Consider the following 13,223-nt stretch of genomic DNA (forward strand, 5'->3'; position numbering starts at 1 on the left):
CGATCCGGATCTCCTGGAGCGTGTCGTCGTGAGCAACTCGCCCAAGTCGCAGTACGAGACGTATGGCCTGACTGAAACGTCGTTCGAGGACCGAGAGAGTGGTGAACAGTCGCCGTACGGTGCCGGAAGCCCGTACCGCGGCGGCTACGTGGACACCTACCGGCCCGCGTACGAGGCGCTGGCGGCGTCCCAGGCGCCGACCGAGCCGATACTGCCCCGGCAGACGCAGACACCGACGTTGGTGCGGACGCGGACGCAGGCGTTCGGGGATCCGACGGAGGAGTCGGAGGGGGAGCCCCGGTCCGGCGGGCGGGCCGCTGCCCGGCGCGCCGCCCGGCGCCGGCGCGCCGCCGAGCGTCCCGACCCGCTGCGGCGGCTGCTGCCCCAGGCGCTGGTCGTCGCCTTCCTCGCCGGTGGCGCCTCCGCCTTCGTCGCCAACGACAAGGCCATCGAGCTCAGCGTCGACGGGAAGGCGCGCACGCTGCACACCTTCGCCGACGATGTGACCGGACTCCTCGCCGAGGAGGGCGTGCGCGTCGGCGAGCACGACGTCGTCGCGCCCGCCCCCGGCACCGAGCTGACCAGCGGCGACGAGATCGCGGTCCACTACGGGCGGCCCGTGCGGCTCACCCTCGACGGACAGCCGCACGAGGTGTGGACGACGGCGCACACGGTGGACGGGGCGCTCCAGCAGCTCGGGGTGCGCGGCGAGGGGGCGTACCTGTCGACCTCGCGCTCCCGGCGCATCGGCCGGGAGGGCCTCGCGCTCGACGTCCGCACCGAGCGGACGGTGACGATCATGGCGGACGGGCGGGCGCGGACGATCCGGACGAACGCGGCGACCGTCGGCGAGGCCGTCGAGGAGGCCGGGATCACCCTCCACGGCGAGGACACGACGTCCGTCCCGTCGGGGAGCTTCCCCCGGGACGGACAGACGGTCAGCGTCATGCGGATCACCGGCACCCAGGAGGTCCGCGAGGAGGCGATCCCCTTCCGGACGACACGGACGAACGACTCCTCGCTGTTCCGTGGCACCGAGGTCGTCGACCGGGCCGGGGAACCCGGGACCCGGCGGGTCACCTACCTGCTGCGGACCGTCAACGGGGTCAGGCAGAAGCCGCGGAGGCTCGGGGACGAGGTGGTGCGGGAGCCGCGGGGGCAGGTGGTGCGGGTCGGTACGAAGCCGCGGCCCGATTCCGCGCAGGTTGCGGACCATCTGAACTGGTCCGGGCTCGCGGCGTGCGAGTCCGGCGGTCGCCCCGGCGCCGTGGACCCCTCCGGCACCTACGGCGGCCTGTACCAGTTCGACACCCACACCTGGCACACGCTCGGGGGGTCCGGGCGGCCCCAGGACGCGCCGGCCGCGGAGCAGACCCGCCGGGCGAAGAAGCTGTACGTCCGCCGGGGCGCGAGCCCGTGGCCCCACTGCGGAGCCCATCTGCACAGCTGACGGGTTCTCCGGCTGCGGGCCCGGTGGGGGTTGCTCGCGCCCACGCGGCGGAGCCGCACAGCCAGCAACGCCCCGCGTCCCTGCGGGGCGCGGCCCGCACCCCCGTAGTCTTGGGGCGTGAACAGCCCCACCCCCGACGCCCTCCTGGGCCCCGCCGACGTCCGCGAGCTCGCGGGTGCCCTCGGTGTGCGGCCCACCAAGCAGCGCGGCCAGAATTTCGTGATCGACGCCAACACCGTGCGCCGCATCGTGCGCACCGCCGGCGTACGGGCCGACGACGTGGTCGTCGAGGTCGGCCCCGGCCTCGGCTCGCTGACCCTCGCGCTGCTGGAGGCGGCCGACCGGGTCGTCGCCGTGGAGATCGACGACGTACTCGCGGGGGCGCTCCCGGCGACCATCGCCGCCCGTATGCCGGCCCGCGCCGATCGCTTCGCACTCGTGCACACCGACGCCATGCACGTGAACGAGCTCCCCGGCCCCGCCCCCACCGCCCTCGTCGCGAACCTCCCGTACAACGTCGCCGTACCCGTGCTGCTGCACATGCTCGGCACCTTCCCGACCATCGAGCGCACGCTGGTGATGGTGCAGGCCGAGGTCGCCGACCGGCTCGCCGCCGACCCCGGCTCGAAGGTGTACGGCGTGCCGAGCGTCAAGGCCAACTGGTACGCCGACGTGAAGCGGGCCGGCTCCATCGGACGGAACGTCTTCTGGCCCGCGCCGAACGTCGACAGCGGCCTCGTGTCGCTCGTCAGGCGCGCCGAGCCCATCAGGACCACGGCCTCCAAGCGCGAGGTCTTCGCGGTCGTCGACGCCGCCTTCGCCCAGCGGCGCAAGACGCTGCGCGCCGCCCTCGCCGGGTGGGCCGGTTCCGCGGCCGCCGCCGAGGCCGCGCTCGTCGCCGCCGGGGTCTCACCGCAGGCCCGCGGGGAGTCGCTGACGGTGGAGGAGTTCGCCCGTATCGCCGAGAACAAGGCCGAGAACGCCGAGAGCAAGGCCGAGAACGCCGAGAGCAAGGCAGAGAACAAGGAGAGCACTCAGCCGTGACGGAGTCGAAGACCGAGCCCAAGTCGGGCACGGGCACGGACGTCGTGACCGTTCGAGTCCCCGCCAAGGTCAACGTCCAGCTCGCCGTCGGCGCCGCCCGCCCCGACGGCTTCCACGACCTGGCCAACGTCTTCCTCGCCGTAGGGCTGTACGACGAGGTCACCGTGGTGCCGGCGGACGAGCTGCGGATCACCTGCGAGGGCCCGGACGCCGACCAGGTCCCCCTCGACGCCACGAACCTGGCTGCCCGTGCGGCCCTCGAACTCGCCCGCCGGTACGGCATCGAACCGGCCGTCCACCTCCACATCGCCAAGGACATCCCGGTCGCGGGCGGCATGGCGGGCGGCAGCGCCGACGGTGCCGGCGCGCTGCTCGCCTGCGACGCCCTGTGGGGGACGAACGCCTCACGTGAGGAACTCCTCGACATCTGCGCCGAGTTGGGCAGTGACGTGCCGTTCAGCCTGGTGGGCGGGGCGGCGCTGGGCGTCGGACGGGGCGAGCAGCTGCGGACGCTCGAGGTCGGCGGGACCTTCCACTGGGTCTTCGCGATCGCCGAGCGCGGGCTGTCGACCCCGGCGGTCTTCCGGGAGTTCGACCGGATGAACGAGGGAGTGCGGATCCCGGAGCCGGTCGCCTCGCAGGAGCTGCTCGACGCGCTGGCCAAGGGGGACGCCGGGGCCCTCGCCCGCGCCGTCTCCAACGACCTCCAGCCCGCCGCCCTCTCCCTCTTCCCGGCCCTCGCCGACACGCTCGCCGCGGGGCGGAACGCCGGTGCGCTCGCGGCCCTGGTCTCCGGCTCGGGGCCGACCACGGCCTTCCTCGCGGCGGACGCCGAGGCCGCGCGCGCGGTCGCCGACGCGCTGCGCGCCTCCGGCACCTGCCGGACGGTACGGGTCACCGACGGGCCCGCCCCCGGCGCGACGGCCGTCTGACCCGCACGGGCGCCGGTACTCAGAGGCACGTCACGGGGTCGCGGTACTCAGAGGCAAACTGAGTACGGGCGCGCTGACGCCGTAGCGGCGGACGGCGCGACCGTACTCGTATGGCATCAAGCGCTCACGCCCTCGCCGCGGCCACACCCGCCTCGCGCGACAAGTACGTCGACCTGCTGCGGGTCGCCTCGCTCGGCACGGTGGTGCTCGGGCACTGGCTGATGGCCGCCGTGTCGGTGCGCGGCGACGGACGGGCCGAGGTCGGGAACCTGCTCGCCGTGGAACCCCGCCTCCAGCTGCTCACCTGGGCCCTCCAGGTGATGCCCGTCTTCTTCTTCGTCGGCGGCTTCTCGCACGCACTGTCGTACCGCTCGCTGCGACGCAAGGCCGGGGAGAACGGGGGAGAGGCTCTCTACTCCGTCTTCCTGCGCGCCCGGTTGCAACGGCTGCTGCGGCCGACCGTGGTGTTCATCGGCGTGTGGGGAGCGCTCGCGCTCGCTCTGCAACTCGCGGGCAGGGAAGGCGGGTTGCTGGACGTGTCGCTACGACTCGTTGCCCAGCCGCTGTGGTTCATAGGGATCTATCTGGCGATGGTGGCCTTCACGCCGCCGCTGCTGCGGCTGCACGAGCGGTACGGGTGGGGCGCGTTCGGCGGGCTCGTCGCCGCGGCCGGACTCGTGGACGTGCTGCGGTTCGGGTTCGGTGTGCCGTACGTGGAGTTCCTGAACTTCGCGTTCGTCTGGCTCGCCGTCCATCAGCTCGGATTCCTGCGCGCGGACGGGAAGCTGGGACGTCCCTACCTCCTCGCGGGCGCAGGGCTCGCCGGGGCAGTGGCGCTGGTGGCGTACGGGCCGTATCCGCTGTCCATGGTCGGGATGCCCGGCGAGAAGATCTCCAACATGGCGCCGCCCACCTTCGCGCTGCTGTGCCACGGGCTGTGGCTGGTCGGCGGGGTGGAGTTGCTGCGGGGCGCCGCGCAGCGGTGGCTGCGCCGGCCGCGGGTGTGGCGTGCGGTCGTCGCGGCCAACGGCGTGTCCATGACGGCCTTCCTGTGGCACCTCACCGCGATGCTCGGTGTGTACGGGGCGCTGCTGGCCCTCGGCGTACGGCTGCCGGAGCCCGCGACGGGGGCGTGGTGGGCCCAGGTGCCGGTGCGGGTGGTGGTGGCCGGTGTGGTGACGGCGCTGCTCGTCACCGTGTTCCGGAGGTTCGAACAGCCCTCTGCGGCGGTCGTACGGGAGCCGGGGGCACCGTCCGCGGGTGCGCGGCCGGCCGCCGCGCTCGGCGTGACGCTGTGCCTCTTCGGGGTGCTCGGGCTCTCCATGGTCGGGTTCGGCGGGTTGCTGGAAGGGCGTACGGCGGTACTGATCGTGGTCCGGGTGACGGCTCCGGTCGCCGTGGCGATGACGCTCGCGGGGTGGCTGCTGGTGGAGCGGGCGGGACGTGGGCGGCCTGCGGCCGTGGCCGCGTGAATATGCGGGGCGGGTGCGTTGTCTGCGGGCCGGTGGGGGCCGGTCGCGCGGTTCCCCGCGCCCCTGGGGGCCGGGGCTGCGCCCCGGGCCCCCACCCGTGTGGCTCGGGAGGTGAGGGAGCCGGACTACCCTTGAGGGTCGATCGTCCCCCTTGTTCAGGAGAGAAATGGCCGTCAACCTGGTCAATGTCGAGTCCGTCAGCAAGGTGTACGGCACCCGTGCCCTGCTCGACGGAGTCTCCCTCGGCGTCAGCGAGGGCGACCGGATCGGTGTGGTCGGGCGGAACGGCGACGGCAAGACCACCCTCATCCGCATGCTCGCCAAGCTGGAGGAGGCCGACACCGGCCGCGTCACGCACTCCGGCGGGCTGCATCTGGGGGTGCTGACCCAGCACGATTCACTCGACCCCACCGCCACCGTCCGGCACGAGGTCATCCGCGACCTCGCCGACCACGAGTGGGCGGGCAACGCCAAGATCAGGGACGTCCTGACGGGGCTGTTCGGCGGGCTGGACCTGCCGGGGTTCCCGCAGGGGCTCGACACGGTCATCGCCCCGCTCTCCGGCGGTGAGCGCCGCCGTATCGCGCTCGCCAAGCTGCTCATCGAGGAGCAGGACCTCATCATCCTCGACGAGCCCACCAACCATCTGGACGTGGAGGGCATCGCCTGGCTCGCCCAGCACCTGCGGGAACGGCGGTCGGCGCTGGTGTGCGTGACCCACGACCGGTGGTTCCTCGACCAGGTCTGCACCCGTATGTGGGACGTGCAGAAGGGCGCGGTGTACGAGTACGAGGGCGGGTACTCCGACTACGTCTTCGCGCGCGCGGAGCGTGAGCGCATCGCCGCCACCGAGGAGGTCAAGCGGCAGAACCTGGTGCGCAAGGAGCTGGCCTGGCTGCGGCGCGGCGCCCCCGCCCGTACCTCCAAGCCGCGCTTCCGTGTCGAGGCCGCCAACGAGCTGATCGCGGACGTGCCGCCGCCGCGCGACAAGAGCGAGCTGATGAAGTTCGCCAGCTCGCGGCTGGGCAAGACGGTCTTCGATCTTGAGGATGTGACGGTGCAGGCCGGCCCGAAGGTCCTGCTCAAGCACCTCACCTGGCAGCTCGGGCCCGGCGACCGGGTCGGGCTCGTGGGTGTGAACGGAGCCGGCAAGACCTCTCTTCTGCGAGCCATGGCCGAGGCCGCCCGCAGCGAGGGGGAGACGCAGCCCGTCGCCGGGCGGATCAGCACCGGCAAGACCGTCAAGCTCGCCTATCTGTCGCAGGAGGTCGCCGAGCTCGACCCGACCTGGCGGGTGCTGCAGGCCGTGCAGGCCGTCCGTGACCGGGTCGACCTGGGCAAGGGGCGCGAGCTGACCGCGGGGCAGCTCTGCGAGACGTTCGGCTTCAACAAGGAGAAGCAGTGGACGCCCGTCGGAGACCTCAGCGGTGGTGAGCGGCGGCGGCTTCAGCTGCTGCGGCTGCTCATGGACGAGCCCAACGTCCTCTTCCTCGACGAGCCCACCAACGACCTCGACATCGAGACGCTGACCCAGCTGGAGGACCTGCTCGACGGCTGGCCCGGCTCGATGATCGTGATCTCCCACGACCGGTTCTTCATCGAGCGCACGACGGACAACGTGTTCGCGCTCCTCGGCGACAGCACCCTGCGGATGCTGCCGCGCGGGATCGACGAGTACCTGGAGCGGCGCAAGCGCATGGAGGAGGTCGCCGCGGCCGCCGTACTCGCCGCCGCGCCCGCGCCGTCCGCCAGGGCCGCCTCCGCCGCCGACGCCCGCGCCGCGAAGAAGGAGCTGCAGAAGATCGAGCGTCAGCTCGACAAGATCTCCGAGAAGGAGAGCAAGCTCCACACCCAAATCGCCGACAACGCCACGGACTTCGAGAAGGTCGCCAAACTCGACGCCGAACTGCGTCAGTTGACCGGTGAGCGCGAGGAACTGGAGCTGCGCTGGCTGGAGCTCGCGGAAGACGCGTAAGCCTCTGGCAGGCGGCGCGCGCGTCCCGTGAAGGGCGCGTGAAGGCGCGTAACGAGGGCATCACGGGCCGGTCCTCCCTTGGGAACAGGGGGAGTACCGGCCCCTGGTTCGAGGTCTCCAGAGTGATAGAAAGGTCCGTCTGAGAACAGTCTGAGAACCACCGGTGTGGCGCGAAATCGGCGCCGCCGACCGCGCCGCCGGTGGGGCGCCACATCAGTGAATGAGGGGGAACGCGCTGATGAGTCAGCCGCCGAGTGAGCCGCCGCAGGGTGGCTTCGGAGCACCGCAGGACCAGCCACCGACGCCGTCGACGCCACCGGTTCCACCGGCGGCACCGGCGCAGGGCGGGTTCGGCGCACCCTCCAACGCGCCCCAGGGCGCGCCCCCTCCGCCCGCCGGTCCGCCGGCGCCCGGTTACGGATATCCGCAGCAGCCCGGGCCCTACGCCCAGCCCGGCCCGTACGCACAACCGCCGCAGCAGCCGGGGGGCCCGTACGCACAACCGCCGCAGCAGCCGGGGCCGTACGCCCAGCCCGGCCCGTACGGTCAGCAGCCCGCCTACGGTCAGCAGCCCGGATACGGCTATCCGGGCCAGGCGCAGTACCCGGGCGGCCCCGGCGGCCCGGGCACCCCTCCGCCTCCTCCCGGTGGTTCCAAGAACCCCTTCAAGGGCCGCCCGGCCGTGGTCATCGGCGCCACCGTGGCCGCGCTGCTCGTCGTCGGCGGGACCGTCTGGGCCGTCAGCGGCGGGGGCGGCGACGACGGCAAGAAGCCGGTCGCCCAGGACAGCAAGGGCGGGAAGGCCTCCTCCTCCGCCGATCCGGTCAACCCCGGTGACGGCGGCGGCAACGGCGGCGGGGACCCCGAGAACCTCAACGCGGGCCGCCAGGCCGGTGAGGCGAAGGTGCTCTGGTACAAGCAGGCGCCCGACGCGCCCGGTTCAGGCGCCGACGCCCCCGGCCTGTGGATCACCGACAAGACGGCGGTGAAGGCCGCGTACAAGCAGGTGTTCGCGTACAACGTCGGGGACGGCAAGCCCACTTGGGACCCGATCACGTTCCCGCAGCCGATCTGCGCGGTCACCCCGCAGAAGACGTCCGACGACAAGGTCGTCGTGGCGTACAAGAGCGGTGCCGGCGACAACGCCAAGTGCAACCAGCTCCAGCAGATAGACCTCGCGACCGGTGCCAAGGGCTGGAGCGGCAAGGTCGCCGACGGAGCGCTCTTCGACAGCACGCTCACCGTCGATCTGTCGGTCACCGGCAAGACGCTGATGGTCGGCCGCTCGCAGTCCGGCACGGCGTACGACATCACCAGCGGCAAGAAGCTCTGGGACAAGACGAACTACGGCCAGGCCTGTTACCCGGCCGCGTTCGCGGGCGGCGCCAAGCTGCTGTCCGTCGCCTCCTGCGGTGCCGCCACCGACACCGAGCACGACGAGGTGCAGGAGCTGGACCCGGCCACCGGCAAGGCCAAGTGGACCACGAAGATCCCCAAGGGCTGGACGGTCGAGCGCACCTACTCCGTCGATCCCGTCGTCATCTACATGACCAACAAGGATCAGAAGAAGGTCAACGTCACCACGTTCAAGGACAACGGCGCCGTCCGCTCACAGCTCAAGAGCAGCGACGCCTTCAGGCCGGAGTGCGGTTTCGCCATCCTCGACCGCGATCTGACGGGCTGCTTCGGCACCGCCGCCGACGCGAACACGCTCTATCTGCCGACCGAGGCGAAGAGCGGCGCCAACGAGATCGTCGCCTTCGACCTGTCGACCGGCAAGGAGAAGTGGCGCGTCAAGTCCCCGGCCGCCGAGTCGATGCTGCCGCTGAAGATGGACGGGACGCAGCTGATCGCGTACGTCGAGCCGTCGTACGACGCCGGTGGGCAGATCGTGTCGATCCCCACGACCGGAAGCAGCCACAAGCCCACCAAGCTGCTGCAGAACCCGCAGGGCACGGCGTCGGTCGAGAACGGCTTCTTCTCGAAGGCGGTCGACTACGTGGACGGGCGCTTCTACATCTCCACCACCCGGCTGACGGGCAACGACCAGTCGAAGGAGAAGTTGATGCTGGCCTACGGCAAGTGACGCACGCGCACGCCACCTTCGCCCCGTTCGCCACCTTCTTCGTCTCCGGCATCTCCGTCCCCAACGCATCCGCATCCGAGGTAGACACGTCATGAGCCAGCCGCCGCCCCCACCACCGCCGAACCAGCCCCCGCCGGGCGGCTTCGGCGCCCCGCAGGACCCTCCGCCGGGCGGCTTCGGTGCGCCCCAGGACCCGCCGCCGGGTGGCTTCGGAGCCCCCCAGGACCTTCCGCCGGGCGGCTTCGGTGCGCCGCAGGCTCCGCCGCCCGGTGGGTTCGGCGCCCCGCAGCCTCCGCAGGGTCCCGGCTACGGCTACCCGCAGGCGCCCCCGCAGGGGCCTCCTCAGGGACCCCCGGCCCAGCCGGGATACGGCTACCCCGGCCAGCAGCCCGCCCAGCCCCCGGGCCCCCCGTACGGCTACGGCTATCCGCAGCAACCGCCGACCTATCCGATGCAGCCCCAGGTTCCCCAGGGCGGGGGCGGCGGGCGGAAACTGAACGGCCAGGTGGTCATCATCGTGGCGGCCGTCGCGGCCGTCGCGCTGATCATCGGCGGCGGGGTCTGGTACGCGAGCTCCGGCAAGGACGACAGCAAGAACAACTCCTCCGGTACGAGCGGCGGCACCGGAGGCAAGGGCGGCTCGGGCGGCGACAAGACCACCGGTTCCACCGGCAAGGAGAAGGTCCCCGCCAACACCAGTTCCAAGGTCCTCTTCCAGGTCCCCGCGCCCGCCGTGCCCGCCGAGAGCAGCGTGTCCACCGTCGGCTCCTGGCTCACCGACAAGGTGTACGCCAAGAGCGGCAACGCCGAGATCAACGGCTACGACCCCGACTCGGGCGCCAAGGTCTGGACGATCAAGCTCCCCGGCCCGGTGTGCACGGCCAGCCGCCACACCACCGACTCCGGCCGGACCGCGATCGTCTACGAGCCCGCCATGCCGACCAAGGCGAAGCCTTCGCACGGCTGCAGCGAGGTCTCCGCCCTCGACCTCGCCGCAGGCAAGCTGCTGTGGACGAAGTCGGTCAAGTCCGGTGACCAGAAGATCAGCCTCGACAACGTCACCACCAGCGCGAACACCGTCGCCGTGGGCAGCACCAACGGTGGCGCCGCGTTCGACATCTCCACCGGCAAGGCGCTGTGGGTCCCGAAGCCCACGGACAGCTGTTACGACGCCGGGTACGGCGGCGGCGACAAGCTGGTCGCGGTCCGCAAGTGCGGCGAGTACGGCAGTACGCGGCAGTTGCACATCCAGACCATCGACCCGACGTCCGGGAAGGTGATCTCGGAGTACAAGATGTCGCCCGGCATCGAGTACGCGAGCGTCGTGTCGACGAACCCGCTGGTGGTGGCCGCCGACGTCGGCGACTCCGCCGGTGACGGCAGCGGCATCTCGGACTTCTTCTCCATCGACAACAAGACCGGTCAGCTGCGCACCAGGATCTCCGCGCCGGGCAAGACGTACGCGGCCAAGTGCGACGGCATCACCAGGATCGAGAGCTGCGCGAGACTGGTGGTCGGCAACGACAAGCTCTACATCCCGACCGAGCAGCACGACGGCGGCGAGTCCGGCCAGATCAACGAGATCGTCGCCTTCGACCTGGGCACCGGCAAGCAGACCGGCCAGCGCGCGGACGCGGGCGACGGCTACGACATCTCCCCGCTGCGCATGGACGGCGGCAACCTCCTGGCGTACAAGCGGCCGCCCTACGACAAGGGCGGTCAGATCGTGAGCATCGACGGCACCTCCTTCAAGGAGACCAAACTCCTGGAGAACCCGGCGACCGCGTCGGTCCACGACGCGGAGACGAGCATGCTCCCGGACTACGCCGAGATCCTTTACAGCAAGGGTCACCTGTACATGTCCGGGATCTACGCCCACAAGCCGTACAGCGACTCCGAGAAGGAATACCTGGTGATCGCGTTCGGCTCGCAATAGGTCAACTTCTTTTGACCATGGCCCCGTCCCAGCTCAGGGACGGGGCCGTTCGCTTACCCCTCATCACTCCCGAATGCGAGGAATTTCGATATTCCGGGGCACTTCTCACCAGTAGGGGAAGCGCAACGTCGAACAAGCGTGTAGCTTCCGGGGGATGGAGAGCCGGGGGGCTCCTAATCCACGGGGAACCAGTGGGGATGCTTGGGGGGACTGGGGGGTTGCTCGATGGGAGTGCGGCTCATGGTGGTCGACGACCACCGACTGCTCGCCGAGGCGTTGGCCTCGGCGTTGAAACTGCGGGGGCACCGGGTGCTCGCCGCGGCGGCGCCCGCCGCGGGAGCGGCGGAGCTGGTGATCACCAGGGCACCGGAGGTGTGCCTGATCGGAACGGCGACACCCGCCGAGCCGGGAATCTTCGACCCGGTGATCAGGATCAAACGGGAGCGTCCGCAGGTGGCGGTCCTGGTCCTGGGCCCGGTCCCGAACCCGCGCGGCATCGCCGCCGCGTTCGCCGCGGGTGCGTCGGGCTACGTACGCCATGACGAGCGCATAGAGGGAGTCGAGCGCGCCATCATGAAGGCCAGGGCGGGCGAGGCGGCGGTCGCCCCCGCCCTGCTCCAGGGCGCCTTCAGCGAGCTGTTGAACCCCGCCGCCCAACCGGACGACGAGGGCCAGCGGCTTCTGCAGATGCTCACCCCACGCGAGGTGGAGGTCCTGGTGAGGGTCGCGGACGGGGAGGACACGAGGCTCATCGCGGCCGGTATGGGGATAGCTCCGTCGACCGCCCGGACCCATGTCCAGCGGGTGCTGATGAAGCTGGGGGTGGGGTCGCGGCTGGAGGCGGCCGCCCTGGCCGCGAGGACGGGACTGCTGGACCGGGCGGGGCCGGTGCCGACGTCTCCCGGCGGCGCGGCGGAGGACGCCGGCTGAGACCGACGACGACGTCACGGGCGCCGATCGCGCTCGGGAGAACCCGGCATCACATGCGTATGTGGTGCTCGATGTCCTCTCTGAACTCGGTGAGCGCCTGTTCGGTGAGCGAGGGACGGGTGTCGGCGATGGCGGCGAGGTAGTCCTCGGTGTCGGCCGGGGTGCCCTGACGGTCGGTGATCTCGCGTTCGAAGGCGGCCTGGGCGCCCTTGCGGGCGGCGAACTCGATGTCGGCGGGGGTGAACATCTCGCTGGCCTCCACCAGCCGGTGCAGCCCGACCCCGTCGGCGGCCCGGCCCAGGTAGCGCCGCCAGATCGCTTCCCGGGCGGCCGCGTCGGGGGGACCGACCGGGATGACGTAGTCGAACCGGCCGGGGCGCAGGAACGCCGGATCGAGGGAGCGGACGGAGTTGGTGGCGCAGATCAGCAGCCGGTCGTCGTGGTCGCGGAAGCCGGGGATCAGCTTGAGCAGTTCGTTGGTGACGCCGTGGCCGGGGTCGACGGCCACACCGGAGCGGACGCCGGCGATCTCCTCGACCTCGTCGATGAACAGGAGCACCGTCTCCAGCCCCGCCAGCTCGTGGAACGTGTCCCGCAGCGAGGCCGCCAGGCCCCCGGCGGAGCCCGCGGCGAGCCGGGACGGGAAGAGCTCCACGAACGGCCACTCCAGCCGGGAGGCGACGGCTCTCGCGAAGCTGGTCTTGCCGGTGCCCGGCGGCCCGAAGAGGATGACCGCCTTCGGCGGCGCCACCCCGTACCGGTCGGCCAGTGCGGGTTCGGCCAGCGGCAGCACGATCCGCCGCTCGATGGTCTCCTTCTCCCGCTCCATCCCCGCGAGGGCGGCCCAGAGCCCGACCGGCTGCACCCGCCCGCCCAGCTCCGCGAGCAGACCCGCGTCGCTCGCGCCGAGGTGCTCGACCTTCTCGTAGAAGACCAGTCCGTCCCGGGCCCGGTAGCCGGAGTTCTCCAGCGCCGCGGTTCCGGTGGCCCCGGGGGCGAGCAGCGCACCGATCCGACGGATCCCCTGCGGGCGAAGGCGTCGCTCCAGCTCGGCGATCAGGGCGCTGCCGATGCCCCGGCTGCGCCAGTTCCCAGCGAGCGCCACCAGCGTGATCCAGGCCCGCTCACCCTGGGCCTGCGCCACCGCCATGCCCACCAGGTCGTCGCCGACCACGGCGACCACCGCGGGGCCGCCGACCCGGGCCACGGCCATGACCTCGGAGACGGGGAACACCGGAGGGGAGTCGTCCGTCTGCCGGTCCTGGTCCCAGATCTGGATGGCACGGTCCAGATCGTCGTCGCGGAAGTCCCGCAGTCGCCATGTCGGCATCATCGCCACCTCGCCGGCCCACGCTCCTGCCCCTCCTCATTCTCCGGGCAGACCACATACCGGGCGAC

At 71.6% G+C, this 13,223-nt stretch carries 9 protein-coding genes; 8 read left to right on the plus strand and 1 reads right to left on the minus strand.

Translation table 11 applies throughout. The annotated features are described in order from the left end of the window. Window positions 1-28 precede the first annotated feature (28 nt). The 8 genes from SMIR_RS22150 (at window position 29) to SMIR_RS22185 (ending at window position 11,825) form a co-directional block, all read left to right on the plus strand. Complete coding sequence (locus SMIR_RS22150) at window positions 29-1,450, plus strand: resuscitation-promoting factor (protein WP_248002952.1); 1,422 nt, start codon at window positions 29-31, stop codon at window positions 1,448-1,450. Window positions 1,451-1,567: 117 nt separating this feature from the next. After that, window positions 1,568-2,494: a 16S rRNA (adenine(1518)-N(6)/adenine(1519)-N(6))-dimethyltransferase RsmA gene (gene rsmA, locus SMIR_RS22155; RefSeq protein WP_212727280.1), complete on the plus strand. Its 927-nt coding sequence runs from the start codon at window positions 1,568-1,570 to the stop codon at window positions 2,492-2,494. Next, the gene (locus SMIR_RS22160) at window positions 2,491-3,426 is read left to right on the plus strand and encodes a 4-(cytidine 5'-diphospho)-2-C-methyl-D-erythritol kinase (RefSeq protein WP_248002951.1); all 936 of its coding nucleotides are present in this window, start codon (window positions 2,491-2,493) and stop codon (window positions 3,424-3,426) included. The genes rsmA and SMIR_RS22160 overlap by 4 nt, the downstream gene beginning before the upstream one ends. 110 nt (window positions 3,427-3,536) lie before the next feature. Beyond that, window positions 3,537-4,898 carry an acyltransferase family protein gene (locus SMIR_RS22165; RefSeq protein ID WP_168492482.1) on the plus strand — a complete coding sequence of 454 codons (1,362 nt, stop codon included), beginning with the start codon at window positions 3,537-3,539 and terminating at the stop codon, window positions 4,896-4,898. A 166-nt stretch (window positions 4,899-5,064) separates the two neighbouring features. After that, entirely contained in the window at window positions 5,065-6,873 is a 1,809-nt protein-coding gene (locus SMIR_RS22170; RefSeq protein WP_168492480.1) for an ABC-F family ATP-binding cassette domain-containing protein, read from the plus strand. A 238-nt stretch (window positions 6,874-7,111) separates the two neighbouring features. Further along, entirely contained in the window at window positions 7,112-8,959 is a 1,848-nt protein-coding gene (locus SMIR_RS22175; protein WP_168492478.1) for a BamB-related PQQ repeat family beta-propellar protein, read from the plus strand. A 91-nt stretch (window positions 8,960-9,050) separates the two neighbouring features. Next, on the plus strand, window positions 9,051-10,895 hold the full coding sequence (locus tag SMIR_RS22180) for a BamB-related PQQ repeat family beta-propellar protein (protein WP_212727281.1): 1,845 nt from the start codon (window positions 9,051-9,053) through the stop codon (window positions 10,893-10,895). Window positions 10,896-11,120: 225 nt separating this feature from the next. Further along, window positions 11,121-11,825: a helix-turn-helix transcriptional regulator gene (locus SMIR_RS22185; RefSeq protein WP_099922224.1), complete on the plus strand. Its 705-nt coding sequence runs from the start codon at window positions 11,121-11,123 to the stop codon at window positions 11,823-11,825. A gap of 49 nt (window positions 11,826-11,874) precedes the next feature. Here SMIR_RS22185 and SMIR_RS22190 read toward each other — a convergent pair whose 3' ends face one another. Further along, entirely contained in the window at window positions 11,875-13,155 is a 1,281-nt protein-coding gene (locus SMIR_RS22190; RefSeq protein ID WP_168501086.1) for an ATP-binding protein, read from the minus strand. Window positions 13,156-13,223: the final 68 nt, after the last annotated feature.

Source organism: Streptomyces mirabilis (assembly GCF_018310535.1).
Taxonomy (GTDB): domain Bacteria; phylum Actinomycetota; class Actinomycetes; order Streptomycetales; family Streptomycetaceae; genus Streptomyces.

What these genes read in the sequence shown, in the direction of transcription:
- SMIR_RS22175 (WP_168492478.1), top strand. Translation starts at nt 7,112, where the DNA reads ATGAGTCAGCCGCCGAGTGAGCCGCCGCAGGGTGGCTTCGGAGCACCG.
- SMIR_RS22185 (WP_099922224.1), top strand. Translation starts at nt 11,121, where the DNA reads ATGGGAGTGCGGCTCATGGTGGTCGACGACCACCGACTGCTCGCCGAG.
- SMIR_RS22165 (WP_168492482.1), top strand. Translation starts at nt 3,537, where the DNA reads ATGGCATCAAGCGCTCACGCCCTCGCCGCGGCCACACCCGCCTCGCGC.
- SMIR_RS22180 (WP_212727281.1), top strand. Translation starts at nt 9,051, where the DNA reads ATGAGCCAGCCGCCGCCCCCACCACCGCCGAACCAGCCCCCGCCGGGC.
- SMIR_RS22170 (WP_168492480.1), top strand. Translation starts at nt 5,065, where the DNA reads ATGGCCGTCAACCTGGTCAATGTCGAGTCCGTCAGCAAGGTGTACGGC.
- SMIR_RS22190 (WP_168501086.1), bottom strand. Translation starts at nt 13,155, where the DNA reads ATGCCGACATGGCGACTGCGGGACTTCCGCGACGACGATCTGGACCGT.